The organism is Candidatus Zixiibacteriota bacterium, from assembly GCA_014728145.1.
In the GTDB taxonomy this organism is placed as follows: Bacteria; Zixibacteria; MSB-5A5; order JAABVY01; family JAABVY01; genus WJMC01.
Genome location: WJMC01000200.1, coordinates 1 through 3,082, shown reverse-complemented (window position 1 = coordinate 3,082; position 3,082 = coordinate 1). Strand labels below are relative to the sequence as shown.

Here is a 3,082-nt window from a genome sequence, read left to right as displayed (position 1 = left end):
TCGAGTATGATCTCGGGCATAATCAGATCGCGGATCAGGTCAACCAACGGATTGAAGATCGTCAAAAAATATGCCCCGCCGTTCTCGATTATACTGCCAATTGAATAATCGTAACTGAAGCCTGTCGGCATATTGTTTGAGATCGGCCTGAATACCGTGATAAACAGTACCGCCCACAACCCGGCTACCACCCCGTACGGAATCATGCTCCTAAGCCGTGGCCGGCCGGTGAAAAGAAGCGCGGTCAGAAACAATACGGCAAGCATAACAACTGATGTCTCCCTGGCGAAAAATGACAGTGCAAACACTATGACGGATATTATCAGGGGACGCTTTTTCCCCGTTCAAAGATATACGAAGTACATTTTCAGCGAAATCAATGACAAAAACACGGCGAACAAGACCTGGAATTCACAGCTATTGAGCACGATCTCATAATGTGAGAGACGGGTAACCATGACGGCCGAAGGAAGCATATCCCAGAACCCGGGCAAAACCTCACGACAAACCAGGTAAAGGAGAAATGCGTTGAGTATGTAAAAAAGAATATTTATTGCGTGATAGATTTCAATTTTATGGTCGAACAGTTCTCCTCCCAGGTAATAATACAGGTTGGTTGTCAACGGGCGATAGAGCCCGTTCCAGAGAGGACGCTCGGTAAAACAATCGATCAGATTGTGCATATTCTTGTCGTTGTGCTCAATGAAGTACTCATCTTCCCACTGCGACAACGGCAGGTTGCGTTCCACCCGCTTGCCATGCACCAAAAAAAACAGAAGCAGGATCAGACCGATCACCACCAGCGGTTCGTACCACCTGACTTTTCTTTCGGAGGACTTATCAAACATCTTATGCCTCTTACTCACTGTCCTGAATTGCTGATATTATCCGTGAATCTGGAAAAATAAGTTTGATTCCGGGCTTTGGCAAATATTTATCAGCGAATCGATCGAGAAGGCAAATCCTGACATACCGGGCTTATCCACCGCACAAACAATGCAAAGAGCTGCACACCACCGATAAATTGCCCTTTACAAGTCGTTGCCTGACAACACAATAATTACTTCCACGGAATGGCATAATTTATGCTCTTATTTAATAAGATATCGCTGTTAAAACCTGTTTCTTAGGAGAGCTGTGTATGAAGGGTAAAATCATTATTACTTTAGTTGCTTTCTTACTTCTGGCTGTCTCTCAGGTCTATGCTCTGCCCTCTCTGACCATCAACGGCACACTTATGGATCCTCTTCGTGATGCTGATGATAATGTCGTTATGAGTTTCGATCACGGGCAACAGACATGGACTCTGATGGCTGAGTTTGCCGGCTGGCACGCCAAGAATAATTTTGGTTTCTATACCGACCCGAACGACCCGACGATTATCTTCCCCGGTTCGGCTTCACCCGTTGTTGATGCCACCACCTCTATTTCTGCAGGAACCGAATTTGGCCTGTATATGTGGGCTGATCTGGACCGCCCCAATGGCGATCCGATCCTGTATTCACACAAACAGTACACAACAGGAACAGGCGACAACGACTACCAGTACTTCTATGTTTACGATGTCAGGGCCTACCGCGGTCTCGGGTATTCCTATGATTTCGATACCGACCATGAGGATTTCTCGACAGTCGGTAATTACGATTATTTGATTTATGTCGATGATTCCGGGGCGGGTCCCGATTATGACCACAACGACATGGTCCTGGGTGTTTCAGCAGTACCCGAACCGGGCACGCTGATCCTGCTTGGAATCGGTCTGGCCACCGGCGCCGGTATTGTTCGCAGACGCAAAAGCTGAACTCATAACCTGTTCAAATAAAAAACCGCCTCGTATCTGAGGCGGTTTTCATTATCGCACAATCGTCACCTGATCAACAGGAGACCGTAGGAATCGGGATTATAATCGATCGGCGTCTGCCAGTCGGCTGAAGTTTTCAGGCGGGGTTGTTTGCGACGGAAATTGATCCGCCAGTTCTGACCGCTTTCAATTTTTGCACCAAACTGATCGACCGGTATTCTCACCTCGATCGACCAGAAGTCACTATCCCGATGAACACCGATATCATATTTACCGTCCCAATTTCGATCGTAATCCATCCAGCCGTCCTCGCCCATACTGAGCTTCTGGTCGAATGCGGTATTGAGCGGATTGAAATAGATCTGGTAAGCGGTGTCGGAATCAAACCGGGGCTCGATAAACAACCCGATACAATCATCACCGAACAGCATGGCATCGTGACCTGTGGCGGTTGCGGTCAACTCCGACATCTCCCTGTCAAAGCACCTGGCGGCTATATACAGGTTGCTGTCATCATGTGTGAAATAGAACTCGGTCGAATCCGTTTCAGCAGTTTCTCCATCGGAATTATAATACCTCGTTACCGGCTCACGCCAGAAAGCCTCCGAGATATTTCCATCGATTACCGGCTCAAATGTCACCGGGTAACAGACCGCCTTGCGGGCGATCCGCATCCGGTTGGTCAATTCGATCACATTACCCGGCTTGAACATCAGACTGGTGGTAACCTCTGGCAGGGGATATAATTCTCCGTTAGAGGAAACATTGAACTTATAGCTCTGTTTCTGGCCGGATGGCAACCTGACTATCATTGACTGCGGTTTGACCAGCCAGTTTTCCGGGACTTCCCATCTCAGTGAATCCTCGATATCATGACTCGACAGGCGATTATCGAGCACGACCGTAACCTCCTGTTGCGGTACAGACATATCCTCATCGACTTCGGCGGCATACTCGGCTATCAAACCGTAATGCTTGAGGCGATCGTAAGCCATCTTGTCATGAGCGGTGGACTCATCCCAGGGAAGTACGCTTCCCATCCTGATCGGTGCTACATGAATGCCGTCAGCATCGACAGTCACCCAGGCGAAGTGATATTCCATGGCAGAGGCGCGTTTGTGTGTCGCTCCCCCCGAGCTCCCCAGGCTGGTATATTTTATCCCCTCGATTTCCTGGCTGAAATATTCATGGTAATGACCGGTAAAGACCGCATCGACCTTGTATTCCCTGAAGATTGCGTGCAATGTATCGCTCTTGCCCTTGGCGGCAGTCTCGTACCAG

General features: G+C 48.6%; 4 protein-coding genes. 1 reads left to right on the top strand and 3 read right to left on the bottom strand.

Annotated features, from left to right (window positions below):
* On the bottom strand, positions 1–266 hold a 266-nt coding region (locus GF404_11460; GenBank protein MBD3382798.1), incomplete at its 3' end, for a hypothetical protein.
* A gap of 78 nt (positions 267–344) precedes the next feature.
* A complete protein-coding gene (locus GF404_11455; GenBank protein MBD3382797.1) occupies positions 345–848 on the bottom strand; it encodes a hypothetical protein in 504 nt (167 codons plus the stop codon).
* A 293-nt stretch (positions 849–1,141) separates the two neighbouring features.
* Here GF404_11455 and GF404_11450 point away from each other — a divergent pair, with 293 nt between their 5' ends.
* Positions 1,142–1,801, top strand: a complete 660-nt coding sequence (locus GF404_11450; GenBank protein ID MBD3382796.1) for a PEP-CTERM sorting domain-containing protein — start codon at positions 1,142–1,144, stop codon at positions 1,799–1,801.
* A 65-nt stretch (positions 1,802–1,866) separates the two neighbouring features.
* On the opposite strand, the gene GF404_11445 is transcribed toward GF404_11450, so the two are convergent.
* Positions 1,867–3,082 (bottom strand): hypothetical protein (locus GF404_11445; protein ID MBD3382795.1); only part of this gene is annotated, 1,216 nt, incomplete at its 5' end.